Origin of the sequence: Serratia grimesii NBRC 13537 (assembly GCF_001590905.1) — a bacterium.
Classification (GTDB): domain Bacteria; phylum Pseudomonadota; class Gammaproteobacteria; order Enterobacterales; family Enterobacteriaceae; genus Serratia; species Serratia grimesii.
Map to the genome: position 1 here is coordinate 91,975 of NZ_BCTT01000010.1, position 13,593 is coordinate 105,567.

Here is a 13,593-nt window from a genome sequence, read left to right on the forward strand (position 1 = left end):
TTTTAACCATACTAATGAGCTATGCCGTTTTGGTCATAATCCAACGTTGATCGCCAACCGCCTGCAGGTGAAAATCCACATCATAAATTGTTGAAAGTAATAGCGGCTCCATCACTTCCTGCGTGATTCCCTGGGCAACCAAACGGCCTGCATGCAATAACCAAACTCGGTCGGCCTGCTGTAAGGTATGGTTGAGGTCATGCGCGCAAACTAATGCACTGCGCCCACTCTGACAAAACTCTCGCAACAACCTATCCAAAGCAACCTTCTGCGCCACATCCAGACTGTTCGTCGGTTCGTCCAGCAGCAGCAGTTGGCTCCGCGGATTGACCGTCGGCCAGGCTTGCAGCAATACTGCCGCCAGACGCACTCGTTGCCATTCGCCGCCGGATAATTGAGTCAACATGCGGGACAGTTTGTCCATCAGTTTTAAACGCTGACAGAGATAAAGAATGGTGCTTTCCAGCGCTTCTTCCGCAGCACCCGCCGGTCGATGCAGTTCCAGATATTGGAAGACGGGCATCAACGCGACCGGAGGCTGTTGTTGGCTCAAATAGGCACGCCGTAACGCCAGCGCATTGCCCTGATAGCCTTCCAATCGCTTTCCAGCAAGCAAGATATCTCCCGTACCCGGCAATATCCCCGCCAGTCGCGCCAGCAGCGTGCTTTTACCGGCGCCGTTTGGACCAATAAGGTGAAACTGCAACCCAGCATCGACCTGTGCTGAAAACGGCGCAAAACGCCCTTCTACCCCAACCTGACTGAGTTGCAGCATGCTTAATTACTACTCCTTCTTTATGACTTGACCAACGCCTGTTTGACAGCAGCAACCAAGGCAGGATCTTCCGGCGTCGTGTCTGGAGAAAAACGCTGAATCACAGTACCATCACGCCCGATCAGGAATTTCTCAAAGTTCCACAAAATATCGCCAGTTTGCTTCGGTGCCCGGCCCTTGCTGCTCATTCGTGCCAGGAACTCACTGCCCTGTGGTGCAACAGCTTGAGGTTTTGCAGCAATCAATGCCTGATACAACGGATGTCGGTTTTCACTGTTGACTTCGAGTTTGGCAAACATCGGGAACTGGACGCCAAAGGTGCCACGGCAAAAAGCCAGGATCTCTTCGTTGCTCCCTGGCTCCTGCCCCAGGAACTCGTTAGACGGAAAACCCAGGACTTCGAAGCCTTGATCCCGATAGGTTTCATACAAGGCTTCTAGCCCTTCGTACTGTTTCGTCAATCCGCACTCAGATGCCACATTAACCACCAGTAACACGCGGCCTTTATACGCATCCAGCGTGGTGGATTGGTTTTGGATGGTATTCAGTGGAATGTCATAAATCGGTTGAGTCATGGATTTTATCCTCTTGTTTTGTTTGCAGATGAACAGAGAAACTACCTTACGCTTTTTACCCGGATCAGTAACCAGATAAATAGAGGTGCACCCAGCGTAGCGGTCACTACACCAATGGGTAATTCAGCCGACAGCAGAGTAATGCGCGCCATGACATCGGCCGCCAGCAATACGCCGGCACCGGCCAACGCACAACCCGGTAATAAATAGCGTTGATTGGTCAGGCCACTGAGGCGCAGTATATGCGGTATCACCAACCCGACAAAACCGATCACCCCCGCCAAGGCGACGCTAACCCCCACCAACCAACCAATCGCTAACACCAACAGATTGCGCCAGAGGTGCAGAGAAAGACCAAGCTGGCATGCTTGTACTTCACCCAGCGCCATAAAGTTCAGCGCCTTGCCCTGAACGCACAACCACAACAATACGGGCAACAGCGCCAACACCAACCATTTCTGCCGCCAGTCAACGCCGCCGAATCCTCCCATCATCCAGTACATTAGCTGGCGCAAATCCAGGCTGGAACTGAAATATACCGCCCAGGTCATCACGGCACTGCACACAATCCCCAAGGCAACGCCGACCAGCAGTAAACGCGCATTGGTCAAGCGCTTGCGCCGCGCAAAGCTGAGCAACAGGAACGTCATTATCAGTGCACCGGCAATAGCGCTCAGGCTCATCATCGCCACCGGCAGCAAACCATTCCCCAGCAATACCGTTAGCACCAGCGCTACGCCAGCGCCATTTGCAACCCCCAGCAAACCGGGTTCGGCCAACGGATTCTCAAATAGCGCCTGCATTACCGCACCAGCAACCGCCAAACTCGCGCCCACCAACATCACCGCCAGCGCACGGGGCAAGCGTAATTGCCAGACAAACAGCTGCGCCGCGTCACTCGACCACTGCGTGGGCCAAAGCCATACATCACCTGCACTGAGGCTGAAAACAAAAGCAACAGCAACGCCCAACGTCAACAACATGAGATGCCGTTTATCGCGATGACGCTGCTTGTGCAGCAATAAGGTAAAAGTCTGGCGGGTTGACATAAGTGTGGCGATTCCCTGCAAGCCGTGATCAGCGGCCGAATAATTGACGTCTGGGTCAAATATTAGGGGGTTAGGCTCAGAAGGGAAAGCATTGCATAAGGATAACAGCAGGAAAACAGCGGCTAAACCTACCCACTACCCGCAGGTGATGGCAAGATTAGCCGCCGTTAAATCAATTAGCGGCGTGGGTCGTTATTGTTTTGCGGATAGGGTTTGCTGTGACCATTGTCATGGTCGCGGCCATTATCGCGGTCACCATTGTCATGATGATTGCCGTTATCACGATTATCACGTTCACCGTGGAACGGGTTACCGCCCCGCTCAGGGCCACGATGCTCGTAGCCACGCGGCGGCGAGGATTGCCAGCGGCCACCATCCCAATACATACCCCGATTATTGCGTTCCCCCATGCCACGCCCCTGGTGCTCATGCCACCATTGCGGCGGACGCCAGTCGTAACCATCCCAATAGTAGCCGCGACGGTCCTGATCCCCCAGGTGCACCGCAACACCCGGTACGTTGATATCGATAGAGACATCCGCCTGCGCCACCAGCGGTAGCAGCAGCGGTAAACACACCAGCAACAGGATCTTTTTCATTTTACGCTCCTACTTTATTTTCTCGCTGAGGTGGTTATATCAGCACGTTTATTTTACGCCTATCTCACCAAAGCCTATTTTCAGATCGTTTTCATCTCCCTTACACAATCCATACAGTCAACTTTCCGTTATTTAAATAATTATAGCTGCTAACAACGTTTAACGAATAGCTGACGTACTACGTACCCTACCGACATTTATAATTAAACTGACACCCACCAAAGAGATATTATTATGATTAAGCGTATTGTACTGCTGCTGACCGTCGCTGTGCTGACTACGGCGCTCAGCGCCTGTTGCTTCGGGCCTTACGGTGGTGGACACCGGGGCGGCGGTGGCCCAGGTCACTACTACAACCATTATTGATTATTAGGGGCTTCGGCCCCTTTTATTTATAATGATCAACAATAAAAAATAACCATAAGAATAATCCGCAAACGATATATTATTTTATAGCTAAAAATCCCATCAAAAATTAATATTTGAGAATATTTCCTCCATTTTAATTTAAGAATAAACTGGGTTTAATACACAAAAAGAAAAAGGCCGCAAAAGCGGCCTTTTTTGGTTGCACGTAACTTACTCTTTCGGGCTTGCGTTCTCTACCCGACTTTTCAGCTTTTGTCCCGGACGGAAAGTGACCACGCGGCGCGCCGTAATCGGAATGTCCTCGCCGGTCTTCGGGTTACGCCCCGGACGTTGGTTTTTGTCACGTAAATCAAAATTGCCAAAACCTGACAGTTTCACCTGCTCACCGTTCTCAAGAGCACGACGGACCTCTTCGAAAAACAGTTCTACCAGGTCTTTGGCATCCCGTTTGCTAAGCCCAAGCTTTTCAAACAGGTGTTCTGACATTTCAGCTTTAGTAAGCGCCATAGGTTCAATCCCTCAAGGATGCTTGGAATCGCTGTTTTAGAGCCTCTACACATTTTGCAACGGTAACGGCTATCTCCTCTTCTTCCAGTGTACGAGCGGTATCCTGCAATACCAGACTGATAGCCAGGCTCTTATAACCCTCTGCCACGCCCTTGCCACGGTACACATCAAACAAGTTTACGCCAACTACCTGATTTGCGCCAACTTTCTTACACTCTGCCAAAATATCTTCTGCGGGGACGTTTTCAGCCACCACAACAGCGATATCACGGCGGTTTGCCGGGAAGCGAGAAACCTCCCGCGCTTGAGGCACGGCGCGGCTTGCGACCTTGTTCCACTCCAGTTCGAACACCACGGTACGGCCGTTAAGATCCAGTTTACGTTCAAGTTCCGGATGAACTACACCGATGAAACCTACACGTTCGCCTTGGAAATAAATACCCGCACTCTGCCCTGGGTGCAATGCCGGATTGGTCTCTGCCTTGAACTGAATTTCGGATAATTTACCGGTCAGCTCCAGAACAGACTCCAGATCCCCTTTTAAATCATAGAAGTCGACAGGCTTACGCGCCAGATCCCAATGTTCTTCATGCGTATGACCCGCAATAACCCCTGCTAGCATGACGTCCTGGCGGATACCCAGATTTGCCGCAGTATCAGGTACAAAGCGCAGGCCGCTTTCAAACATGCGCAGGCGCGTTTGCTGACGATTCTGGTTATAGACGACCGCAGACAGCAAGCCAGTCCACAGAGACAGACGCATCGCAGACATTTCTACCGAAATTGGGCTTGGCAGAATCAAGACTTCTTCGCCCGGGTGCAGTAAGGCCTGAACTTTAGGATCAACAAAGCTATAGGTGATGGCTTCCTGGTAACCGTGATCGACCAGCATGGTCTTCACACGCTTCAGTGTCAGATCCGCTTCACGGTGCTTGGTCATGATCAGATCAGCGCGTACCGGTACGTCAGGAATATTGTTGTAGCCGTAAACACGCGCCACTTCTTCCACCAGATCTTCTTCGATTTCCATATCGAAACGCCAGCTTGGGGCAACCGCCAGCCAGTTATCGCCTTGCTCGGTCACCTGGCAGCCCAAACGACGCAGAATGTCGCTCACTTGTTCACTTGGCACAACGTGACCAATCAGGCGATCCAGTTTTTCACGACGTAAAGTAATGGTGGCACGTTTAGGCAGTTCGCTTTCAGTGGTCACATCAATGACCGGCCCAGCCTGACCGCCGCAGATATCAATCAACAGACGAGTCGCACGCTCCATTGCTTTATATTGCAACGCAGGATCAACGCCACGTTCGTAACGGTGTGATGCATCAGTGTGTAAGCCATGGCGGCGCGCACGTCCGGTAATGGACAACGGGCTAAAGAATGCGCACTCCAGCAGTACATCCTGGGTGGCTTCGTTGACACCGGAATGTTCACCACCGAAGATGCCCCCCATCGCCAAGGCTTTTTGGTGATCGGCAATCACTAAAGTATCGGCATTCAGTTTGGCTTCGTTACCGTCCAACAGCGTCAGGGTTTCACCTTCGCTTGCCATACGCACCACGATACCGCCTTCAATGCGGCTCAGGTCGAAGGCATGCATGGGTTGCCCCAATTCCAACAGTACGTAGTTGATCACATCAACCACGGCATCAATGGAGCGGATGCCGCAACGACGCAGTTTTTCACGCATCCACAGAGGGCTGGCAGCCTTAACATTGATGCCTTTTACGACGCGGCCAAGATAGCGTGGGCACGCCTGAGGCGCATCAACACGAATTGGCAGCGTATCATTAATGGTGGCGGCTACCGGGCTCATGTCCGGTTCGGTCAGCTCGACTTGATTCAAAACGCCAACATCACGTGCAACGCCAATAATCCCCAGGCAGTCGGCACGGTTCGGGGTTACGCTGATTTCGATCGCGTTATCGTTCAGCTTCAGATATTCGCGAATATCGGTTCCGATAGGCGCGTCTTCCGGTAGCTCAATGATACCGTCATGATCGTCGGTAATCCCCAGTTCGGAGAACGAGCAAAGCATACCTTCAGAGGGTTCGCCACGCAGCTTAGCGGCTTTGATCTTGAAGTCACCCGGCAGTACTGCACCCACGGTTGCAACAGCCACTTTCAAGCCAGTACGGCAGTTTGGTGCGCCGCAGACGATGTCCAGCAGACGATCGCCACCCACGTTAATCTTGGTTACGCGCAGTTTGTCCGCGTTCGGATGCTGACCGCACTCAACAACATGGCCCACGACTACACCGTTGAAGGCACCAGCTACAGGCTCCACGCCGTCCACTTCCAGGCCGGCCATAGTAATTTGATCGGATAATGCTTCGCTGCTGATGGCCGGGTTTACCCACTCGCGCAACCAGAGTTCACTGAATTTCATGTGATATTCCCGCCTTACTTAAACTGTTTGAGGAAACGCAGATCGTTTTCGAAGAACGCGCGCAGATCGGTAACGCCGTAACGCAGCATCGTCAGACGCTCCATACCCATACCGAAAGCGAAACCAGAATAAATTTCCGGATCGATGCCCACGTTGCGCAGCACGTTCGGGTGAACCATGCCGCAGCCCAGAACTTCCAGCCACTTGCCATTTTTGCCCATCACATCCACTTCAGCGGAAGGTTCGGTAAACGGGAAGTAAGAAGGACGGAAACGAACCTGCAAATCTTCTTCAAAGAAGTTATTCAGGAAATCATGCAGCGTCCCCTTCAGGTTGGTGAAGCTGATGTCTTTATCAACAATCAGGCCTTCCATCTGATGGAACATCGGGGTATGCGTCTGGTCGTAATCGTTACGGTACACACGACCTGGTGCAATAATGCGGATTGGCGGCTGCTGGTTCTTCATCGTACGGATCTGCACGCCGGAAGTCTGGGTGCGCAGCAAGCGCGTAGCATCGAACCAGAAGGTATCGTGATCAGCACGCGCCGGGTGATGACCCGGGATATTCAACGCGTCGAAGTTGTGATAGTCATCTTCAATTTCCGGCCCGGTCTCCACGGAGAAGCCCAATTCGCCGAAGAAAGCTTCGATACGATCGATAGTACGCGTCACCGGATGCAATCCACCATTTTCCATACGACGGCCCGGCAAAGAGACGTCGATGGTTTCTGCGGCCAGACGCTCGTTCAACGCGGCAGATTCCAGCGTGTTTTTACGCGCGTTCAGCGCTTCCTGCACCGCCTGTTTCGCCTGGTTGATCACGGCACCGGCAGCCGGGCGATCTTCCGCCGGCACGTCACGCAGCGATTGCATCTGCAAGGTGAAATGACCTTTTTTGCCTAAATATTCGACGCGTACCAAATCTAACGCGGCAACATCCTGGGCATCTTCTACGGCTGCCTTGGCATTGGCAACCAGCTCTGCGAGATGTGGCATTGCTTTCCTCTTCCTCTGGCCGATATGGCTCTAAGTAATTGTTATCTATTATTCGAACACGCCTTTAGCGCATCTCCAAAGCATTTCAACTTGCCGTCAGGCAATAATGAAGATGGCTAGAAACAAAAAAGCCTCCACAAGGGAGGCTTAGGCGCTACTTTTCGTTTCTTTTCTTACGCGCAAAGCCTCCTGAGTTCAGGCGCTAAAGTAAAAAAAGAAACGAAAAATAGCAGCTTTCATGATTGCGTTACCTAGTCAATGATTGTCCACCAGTGATATAGCGGTGGTCAATAAAAGTCAATGTGTGTAGCTGAAAACAAAGATTAAAGAGGGAGCAAGCTCCCTCTTTAATAACTGACTTACGCCAGTGCTGCTTTCGCTTTCTCAACCAGTGCGCCAAAGGCCACTTTGTCGAAGACTGCGATGTCAGCCAGGATCTTACGGTCAATTTCAATAGAAGCTTTTTTCAAGCCGTTAATGAATTTGCTGTAAGACAGGCCGTTTACACGTGCAGCTGCGTTGATACGTGCAATCCACAGCTGACGGAACTGACGCTTACGTTGACGACGGTCACGGTAAGCATACTGACCTGCTTTGATTACTGCCTGGAAGGCAACACGATAAACGCGCGAACGGGCACCGTAGTAACCTTTCGCTTGTTTTAAAATTTTCTTGTGACGTGCGCGTGCAATTACACCACGTTTTACGCGAGCCATATGCTCTCTCCTAAAGTCTTATTCTAGATTCAAAAAAAAAGGTTTATGCGTACGGAAGGCACGCGGTAACCAGGACCAGATCGTTTTTAGACACCATGCCTTTCGGACGCAGGTGACGTTTACGCTTGGTTGCTTTTTTGGTCAGAATATGACGCAGGTTAGCATGCTTGCGCTTAAAACCACCGCTGCCGGTTTTTTTGAAGCGTTTGGCTGCACCACGTACAGTTTTAATCTTTGGCATTTTAATTAAATCCACTTCGCATTGTTAAACAACGAATCAGTTAGGCGAATAAAACCCACACAACGCAAGCGCTGCGTGAGTTCTATTACTTGGAGGCCTTACTGCCTCTTCTTCGGTGCGAGCACCATGATCATCTGACGGCCTTCGATCCTCGTAGGGAAGGATTCGACAATGGCCAAATCAGAATCTTCACACAGGTCTTTACGGACGCGGTTAAGCACTTCCATACCGATCTGTTGGTGCGCCATCTCACGCCCACGGAAACGCAGGGTGATTTTGGCTTTATCGCCATCTTCAAGAAAGCGAATCAGGTTGCGTAGTTTTACCTGATAGTCGCCATCATCGGTACCAGGACGGAATTTGATTTCCTTGACCTGAATAACTTTTTGCTTCTTCTTCTGTTCTTTTGTCGACTTGCTCTTCTCGTAGAGGAATTTGCCGTAATCCATGATTCGACAAACTGGCGGTTCGGCATTTGGGCTGATTTCTACTAAATCAACACCCGCTTCCTCAGCTTTTTCAAGAGCTTCATTCAGACTGACAATACCAATCTGCTCGCCATCGACGCCGGTTAGGCGAACTTCTTGCGCGCGAATTTCTCTGTTAATGCGATTAGGACGCGCCGGTTGAACTCGTTTTCCGCCTTTAATACTTTATTCCTCCAGTTGATGAAGACTACGGCTGCGAATCTCTTTCAGCAGCTTGTCTACGACTTCATTTACGTCCAGGCTTCCCAGGTCTTTGCCACGGCGGGTACGAACGGCAACTTTGCCTGATTCGACCTCTTTATCACCGCACACCAACATGTAAGGAACCCGTCGTAAAGTATGTTCGCGAATTTTAAAGCCAATCTTCTCATTTCTCAAGTCCGCTTTCACGCGAATACCTGCGTCCTGCAGTTTTTTGGTCAATTGCTGGACATAATCAGACTGACTGTCGGTGATATTCATCACCACCACCTGCACCGGAGCAATCCAAGTCGGGTAGAACCCTGCGTATTCTTCGGTAAGGATACCGATGAAACGCTCCATGGAGCCCAAAATAGCGCGGTGAATCATTACCGGAACTACGCGATCGTTGTTTTCGCCAACATACGACGCGCCTAAACGACCCGGTAAGAAGAAATCGAGCTGCACGGTACCACATTGCCATGCACGATCCAAACAATCATGCAGAGTAAATTCAATTTTTGGTCCGTAGAAGGCACCCTCACCCGGCTGATATTCAAACGGAATCCCGTTTTCAGTCAGCGCGGCAGCCAAATCTTCCTCTGCGCGAGTCCACATATCGTCAGTACCGATACGCTTCTCTGGGCGGGTTGAGAGCTTCACAGCAATCTTGTCGAAACCAAAAGTGCCGTACACATCATAGACCATTCGGATGCATTCGTTTACTTCGGCACGCACCTGCTCTTCTGTACAGAAGATATGGGCGTCATCCTGAGTAAAACCACGCACACGCATCAAGCCATGCAGTGAACCTGACGGCTCATTGCGGTGGCAGCTGCCGAACTCACCCATACGCAGTGGCAAATCACGGTAAGACTTCAAGCCCTGATTGAAGATCTGCACGTGTCCAGGGCAGTTCATTGGCTTGATGCAATACTCGCGGTTTTCCGACGAGGTAGTGAACATGGCGTCTTTATAGTTTTCCCAGTGGCCGGTTTTTTCCCACAGCACACGGTCCATCATAAATGGCCCTTTCACTTCCTGATACTGGTACTCTTTGAGCTTCATACGCACAAAGGCTTCCAATTCACGGAAAATAGTCCAGCCGTCGTTGTGCCAGAACACCATACCCGGCGCTTCTTCCTGCATATGGTACAGGTCAAGCTGCTTGCCGATCTTGCGGTGGTCACGCTTAGCCGCTTCTTCCAGACGCTGCAAATAGGCATTCAGCTGTTTCTTATCTGCCCAGGCAGTACCATAGATACGCTGCAGCATTTTGTTTTTGCTGTCGCCACGCCAGTAAGCGCCAGACGTTTTCTGCAATTTGAAGTGATGGCAGAAACGCATGTTCGGCACGTGCGGGCCGCGGCACATGTCGACGTATTCTTCGTGGTGATACAGGCCAGGACGGTCGTCATGGCTGATATTCTCATCCAGAATCGCCACTTTGTAGTTTTCACCACGCGCAGCAAAGGTGTCGCGAGCTTCTTGCCAGCTAACCTTTTTCTTGATGACGTCATAATCTTTGTCAGCCAACTCATGCATCCGCTTTTCAAGCAGATCCAGGTCTTCCTGCGTCAGGGTACGGTCAATATCAACGTCATAGTAGAAACCGTTGTCAATCACTGGGCCGATAGCCATTTTGGTGTCTGGCCACAGTTGTTTGATCGCATGGCCCAACAGGTGCGCACAGGAGTGGCGCATGATTTCCAGACCTTCGGCGTCCTTGATGGTGATGATCGCCAGTTGCGCATCTGATTCGATCAGATCGCTGGCATCAACCAATTCACCGTTTACACGGCCAGCAATACAGGCTTTCGCCAAGCCAGGGCCGATATCAAGGGCAACATCCAGGGGGGAAACGGCACGGTCAAAATGACGCTGACTTCCGTCAGGAAGAGTAATAACAGGCATTAATAATTCCTTATCTACAGTGGTGACCCACACGACAGATCACATGAAGAAATACAAAATCGTTTAAATACATTATGTTATGAACGCTATTCAACTTTACCCTGCCGAATATATGCCCTCATGAACACATAATGCATATGTGCCATGGTGCGACGCCATAACGGAACGAACAGTGTAACACTATGATTAGCGCGCCATCTACCCGGAGTTTGTTGTCACGCTTCTAATGGGAAAGTAAGAGGCCGTCTAAGCCAGAGTGTCTATTCTGCAATCAAGGCACCTGGCCTCACCGCACTAAAATAAAATAAAATATTTAATAGTAATCAGTAGGTGTGAGTTACAAAGCCCTAATCTCTTAAATTGGGATCTAGAGACAAGGATGCCAACACACCGAAATTTTGGGTGTCGCCACCCCAAATCGGTTCAGAGTAGACAAGCAAGAATATTGCGTAAATCAGCTATGGCGAACATGCCCCGCTCCCGCTATCCTGATGCCATTAACGGCAGAGTTGAGACAGCATCCCGCATCATGAATCGGTTATTGAAGTTACTCGTTGGTGCCTGCATCGTGTTAGTGGCTATTTTTGCGCTGTTGCATCTGGGGGCAGACCGCCACCCAAGAGCCATTGCGGTGAACGAACCCCCAATGGAGTGTGAGGATACACAAGAGATAACCAGCGATTGTGTGAATGACGATGATGCAAATACTGACGCTGTTCCCGAGCTAACCCCCTCCAGCACTCAGGGATAATGAGCTGCGAACACCATTCCTCTATATTTACAGGTCGATTTCCCTCCCGTTGCCGCTGAACGCGCGACAAGTTAGGGTATGACTTTATGCTGCGTCACAATATTCACTGAAAACAGGAAGTCTGATCCATGACGAGTATTCTGCAGTTATTCCAGGCCATTGGGCTGGGTTTGGTGCTACTGCTGCCGCTGGCCAATCCACTCACCACGGTCGCGCTATTGCTCGGGCTATCGGGCAACATGACGCGTGAAGAGCGCAATCAACAATCATTGATGGCGTCAGTCTATGTGTTCTTCATCATGACAGTGGCGTTCTATGCCGGTCAGTTGGTCATGAACACCTTCGGGATTTCTATTCCCGGCTTGCGTATTGCCGGTGGGTTGATCGTGGCATTTATTGGCTTTCGTATGTTGTTCCCTCAACAACACGCGGAAGAGGCGCCCGAGATTGAAACCAAGAATAACGAATTGCGCAAGAAAACCTCCGTCAATATCGCTTTTGTCCCACTAGCGATGCCCAGCACCGCTGGCCCGGGGACCATTGCCATGATCATCAGTTCGGCCTCAAGTGTGAAAGAAAACACACTGGGATTTGCACACTGGGTACTGCTGGTCGCCCCCGTGTCTATCTTCCTGACGGTCTCGTTGATCCTGTGGGCCTGCTTGCGCAGCTCCGGCGCTATCATGCGTCTCGTGGGTCAAAGTGGCATTGAGGCAATATCTCGACTGATGGGGTTCTTACTGGTGTGTATGGGTGTGCAATTTATTATCAACGGCATATTGGAGATCATCTCTACCTACACCCCTGCCGTCGCCTAATCCGTTTAACGGGCGCGATTGCCGCGCCCGCTTCACTTATTTACCTGCCGGCGCCTGCGCGCCTAAAATCCCCTTACCTTCCGGCACTTCGGTAAAACGACTGAGGATCTCACTGTAGGTTTTCGCCGGGTCCAAATCCTTGAACTGATTCGGATAGATAAACTTCGCCAGATACTCTAGTCCAACGATATTGTACGGATGATTGTAGAAGTTGTGATAAATGCCATAGAAGCGACCGTCTTTTACCGCGGAAAGCTGGGCAAAGCCCGGACGCTGTTTCATTCTGTTGAACGCATCATCCACCTGCTGTTGCGTCACACCGTAGCCAAAAGGCACTGCGGCGTTGGTTTTACTGGCCCACTGGGAGCCGGAAACAATATAGGCATCTGGCTTCATGCTGATCACTTTCTCAAGCGATACGTCGCCCGTCGCGCCCGGTAACAGTTCCGAACCCACATTGCGTGCGCCTACCGCTTCAATCATCCCGCCCCAGCCGACATGTGCATGCGTGAAACAACAAGACTCCAGCCCATTCAGGCCGGCTTTCGCCTCAATAAATACCAGCGGCTTTGGCTCTACCGTTTTGGTTTTATCGAGGATGCGCTGGTAGTGCTGCTGATAAAAGTCCGTGTACTGTTTCGCTTCACTTTCACGGTTTAGCGTTTCCCCCAACAGGGTGATGCTTTTCGGGGTGTTCTCCACTGGCTTAAGCATGGTATCGATAAACAACACCGGGATATTCAGTGCTTGCAGCTTGTCCAGTACGCCAGTCTGGCTCAGGGACGGTTTAGAACGCAGCTGCGCCACCATCAAATCGGGATGCTTAGCGATCACGCTTTCCAGATTAACCTCGCCCTTGTCGCTGAACCCCATATCAATAATGTTATTTGCTTCAGGCCACTTACTTTGCAGGATTTTCCAGGTCTCGCCATCACTTTTCTTCAGCAAATTATTCCACGCCACCAGACGGTTAAAGGGATCGGCGCGGTCAAGCAAGGCCAGGGTCAGAATATCGCGACCGTCCTGCACCACAATGCGTTTAGGCTCTTGTTTAATGGTCAGAGTTTGACCGGCGGTATCCGTCAGGGTGAGCGGATAAGTGGTCGCCATCGCCTGAGCAGACAAACCACAGGCGCAGGCTAAAGCCAACAAGGTCATTCGACGGTGCACGTAACACTCCTTAGCGTAGGAAATTAATCCAGAAATAATAATGAGAACTGC

15 protein-coding genes and 1 other annotated feature are annotated in these 13,593 nt (G+C 51.0%); of the genes, 2 read left to right on the forward strand and 13 right to left on the reverse strand.

The features are described from left to right. Nucleotides 1-19: 19 nt before the first annotated feature. The 4 genes from btuD to SGR01S_RS12255 form a co-directional block, all read right to left on the reverse strand. Nucleotides 20-775, reverse strand: coding sequence for a vitamin B12 ABC transporter ATP-binding protein BtuD (gene btuD, locus SGR01S_RS12240; RefSeq protein ID WP_061807566.1), 756 nt, complete (start codon nucleotides 773-775; stop codon nucleotides 20-22). A gap of 20 nt (nucleotides 776-795) precedes the next feature. Further along, nucleotides 796-1,350 carry a glutathione peroxidase gene (locus SGR01S_RS12245; protein ID WP_061807567.1) on the reverse strand — a complete coding sequence of 185 codons (555 nt, stop codon included), beginning with the start codon at nucleotides 1,348-1,350 and terminating at the stop codon, nucleotides 796-798. Between the two features lie 41 nt (nucleotides 1,351-1,391). After that, nucleotides 1,392-2,399, reverse strand: coding sequence for a vitamin B12 ABC transporter permease BtuC (gene btuC / locus SGR01S_RS12250; protein WP_061807568.1), 1,008 nt, complete (start codon nucleotides 2,397-2,399; stop codon nucleotides 1,392-1,394). A 176-nt stretch (nucleotides 2,400-2,575) separates the two neighbouring features. Further along, nucleotides 2,576-2,998: a DUF2502 domain-containing protein gene (locus SGR01S_RS12255; RefSeq protein WP_061807569.1), complete on the reverse strand. Its 423-nt coding sequence runs from the start codon at nucleotides 2,996-2,998 to the stop codon at nucleotides 2,576-2,578. A 234-nt stretch (nucleotides 2,999-3,232) separates the two neighbouring features. On the opposite strand from SGR01S_RS12255, the gene SGR01S_RS24500 reads away from it, so the two are divergent. Then, on the forward strand, nucleotides 3,233-3,364 hold the full coding sequence (locus SGR01S_RS24500; protein WP_037418578.1) for a hypothetical protein: 132 nt from the start codon (nucleotides 3,233-3,235) through the stop codon (nucleotides 3,362-3,364). 213 nt (nucleotides 3,365-3,577) lie between these two features. Here the strand turns inward: SGR01S_RS24500 and ihfA are convergent, their stop codons facing one another. The 8 genes from ihfA to thrS all read right to left on the reverse strand — a co-directional run bounded on the left by ihfA (nucleotide 3,578) and on the right by thrS (nucleotide 10,803). Beyond that, complete coding sequence (gene ihfA / locus SGR01S_RS12260; RefSeq protein ID WP_004943604.1) at nucleotides 3,578-3,874, reverse strand: integration host factor subunit alpha; 297 nt, start codon at nucleotides 3,872-3,874, stop codon at nucleotides 3,578-3,580. A gap of 4 nt (nucleotides 3,875-3,878) precedes the next feature. After that, on the reverse strand, nucleotides 3,879-6,266 hold the full coding sequence (pheT, locus tag SGR01S_RS12265) for a phenylalanine--tRNA ligase subunit beta (RefSeq protein ID WP_061807570.1): 2,388 nt from the start codon (nucleotides 6,264-6,266) through the stop codon (nucleotides 3,879-3,881). A gap of 14 nt (nucleotides 6,267-6,280) precedes the next feature. Beyond that, entirely contained in the window at nucleotides 6,281-7,264 is a 984-nt protein-coding gene (gene pheS, locus SGR01S_RS12270; RefSeq protein WP_037418571.1) for a phenylalanine--tRNA ligase subunit alpha, read from the reverse strand. A 121-nt stretch (nucleotides 7,265-7,385) separates the two neighbouring features. Then, nucleotides 7,386-7,508: a sequence feature (Phe leader region), on the reverse strand. Continuing rightward, nucleotides 7,460-7,504, reverse strand: coding sequence for a pheST operon leader peptide PheM (gene pheM / locus SGR01S_RS24200; RefSeq protein WP_130383008.1), 45 nt, complete (start codon nucleotides 7,502-7,504; stop codon nucleotides 7,460-7,462). Its footprint overlaps the feature before it by 45 nt. A 115-nt stretch (nucleotides 7,509-7,623) precedes the next feature. Then, nucleotides 7,624-7,980: a 50S ribosomal protein L20 gene (gene rplT / locus SGR01S_RS12275; RefSeq protein ID WP_004943595.1), complete on the reverse strand. Its 357-nt coding sequence runs from the start codon at nucleotides 7,978-7,980 to the stop codon at nucleotides 7,624-7,626. Nucleotides 7,981-8,023: 43 nt separating this feature from the next. Then, complete coding sequence (rpmI, locus tag SGR01S_RS12280; protein ID WP_004931418.1) at nucleotides 8,024-8,221, reverse strand: 50S ribosomal protein L35; 198 nt, start codon at nucleotides 8,219-8,221, stop codon at nucleotides 8,024-8,026. Nucleotides 8,222-8,319: 98 nt separating this feature from the next. After that, nucleotides 8,320-8,871: a translation initiation factor IF-3 gene (gene infC / locus SGR01S_RS23740; RefSeq protein ID WP_013812633.1), complete on the reverse strand. Its 552-nt coding sequence runs from the start codon at nucleotides 8,869-8,871 to the stop codon at nucleotides 8,320-8,322. Nucleotides 8,872-8,874: 3 nt separating this feature from the next. Next, the gene (thrS, locus tag SGR01S_RS12290; protein WP_037418568.1) at nucleotides 8,875-10,803 is read right to left on the reverse strand and encodes a threonine--tRNA ligase; all 1,929 of its coding nucleotides are present in this window, start codon (nucleotides 10,801-10,803) and stop codon (nucleotides 8,875-8,877) included. Between the two features lie 879 nt (nucleotides 10,804-11,682). On the opposite strand from thrS, the gene SGR01S_RS12300 reads away from it, so the two are divergent. Continuing rightward, the gene (locus tag SGR01S_RS12300; RefSeq protein WP_037418566.1) at nucleotides 11,683-12,372 is read left to right on the forward strand and encodes a MarC family NAAT transporter; all 690 of its coding nucleotides are present in this window, start codon (nucleotides 11,683-11,685) and stop codon (nucleotides 12,370-12,372) included. Nucleotides 12,373-12,408: 36 nt separating this feature from the next. On the opposite strand, the gene SGR01S_RS12305 is transcribed toward SGR01S_RS12300, so the two are convergent. Further along, nucleotides 12,409-13,542, reverse strand: coding sequence for an ABC transporter substrate-binding protein (locus tag SGR01S_RS12305; protein ID WP_061807571.1), 1,134 nt, complete (start codon nucleotides 13,540-13,542; stop codon nucleotides 12,409-12,411). Between the last annotated feature and the right edge of the window lie 51 nt (nucleotides 13,543-13,593).

What these genes read in the sequence shown, in the direction of transcription:
- SGR01S_RS12300 (WP_037418566.1), top strand. Translation starts at nt 11,683, where the DNA reads ATGACGAGTATTCTGCAGTTATTCCAGGCCATTGGGCTGGGTTTGGTG.
- rpmI (WP_004931418.1), bottom strand. Translation starts at nt 8,221, where the DNA reads ATGCCAAAGATTAAAACTGTACGTGGTGCAGCCAAACGCTTCAAAAAA.
- SGR01S_RS24500 (WP_037418578.1), top strand. Translation starts at nt 3,233, where the DNA reads ATGATTAAGCGTATTGTACTGCTGCTGACCGTCGCTGTGCTGACTACG.
- thrS (WP_037418568.1), bottom strand. Translation starts at nt 10,803, where the DNA reads ATGCCTGTTATTACTCTTCCTGACGGAAGTCAGCGTCATTTTGACCGT.
- btuC (WP_061807568.1), bottom strand. Translation starts at nt 2,399, where the DNA reads ATGTCAACCCGCCAGACTTTTACCTTATTGCTGCACAAGCAGCGTCAT.
- SGR01S_RS12255 (WP_061807569.1), bottom strand. Translation starts at nt 2,998, where the DNA reads ATGAAAAAGATCCTGTTGCTGGTGTGTTTACCGCTGCTGCTACCGCTG.
- SGR01S_RS12245 (WP_061807567.1), bottom strand. Translation starts at nt 1,350, where the DNA reads ATGACTCAACCGATTTATGACATTCCACTGAATACCATCCAAAACCAA.
- pheT (WP_061807570.1), bottom strand. Translation starts at nt 6,266, where the DNA reads ATGAAATTCAGTGAACTCTGGTTGCGCGAGTGGGTAAACCCGGCCATC.
- rplT (WP_004943595.1), bottom strand. Translation starts at nt 7,980, where the DNA reads ATGGCTCGCGTAAAACGTGGTGTAATTGCACGCGCACGTCACAAGAAA.
- ihfA (WP_004943604.1), bottom strand. Translation starts at nt 3,874, where the DNA reads ATGGCGCTTACTAAAGCTGAAATGTCAGAACACCTGTTTGAAAAGCTT.
- btuD (WP_061807566.1), bottom strand. Translation starts at nt 775, where the DNA reads ATGCTGCAACTCAGTCAGGTTGGGGTAGAAGGGCGTTTTGCGCCGTTT.
- pheS (WP_037418571.1), bottom strand. Translation starts at nt 7,264, where the DNA reads ATGCCACATCTCGCAGAGCTGGTTGCCAATGCCAAGGCAGCCGTAGAA.